The sequence below is a fragment of the Psychrobacter sp. 1U2 genome (assembly GCF_051847575.1).
In genome coordinates, this window is record NZ_JBPYDC010001429.1 from 1 (window position 1) to 602 (window position 602).

Sequence of the window (602 nt, forward strand, 5' to 3'; positions counted from 1 at the left end):
GACTTATTATAAATAGGAGTCTTTTTTCACGCCTTTGTTAGTAGCGACTAATCATAGATAGCGAGTAAAGCTACTACTAAACGCCGCTTTTTGACCCAAAACGCTGGCTTTATTGTGCAGTAGCTTCATCATCTCCAAAATCAACCGTAGGTGCGGTCGAGATCTCTTCTTCATTAGCAACAGTAAAGTTCGGCTTAGTATCCATACCGAACACTTTGGCTGTGATATTAGTTGGGAATTGTCGTACCGTTGTATTGTAGCCTTGCACTTCTTGAATATAACGATTACGAGCTACTGTAATACGGTTTTCAGTCCCTTCTAACTGTGCCTGCAAGTCTTGAAACAAAGCGTCGGATTTGAGCTCAGGGTAACGTTCGGACACTGCCATCAGACGTGACAATGCTCCCCCCATCTGAGCTTGGGCTTCAGCATAACGTTCCATCGCTTGTGGGTCATTGAGTACTTCTGGCGTTATATTAATGCTACCTGCACGCGAACGCGCTTCTGCCACCTGAGTGAACACCTCTTGCTCTTGGTCTGCATATTGTTGCACAACTTTCACCAAGTTTGGCACCAGATCCGAACGGCGCTGATATTGGTTG

1 protein-coding gene is annotated in these 602 nt (G+C 45.3%); it reads right to left on the reverse strand.

Annotated elements, in window-relative coordinates; genetic code table 11:
* Positions 1-109 precede the first annotated feature (109 nt).
* A partial coding sequence (locus ACS8FD_RS22470) for a LemA family protein (RefSeq protein WP_439277491.1) occupies positions 110-602 on the reverse strand: 493 nt, incomplete at its 5' end.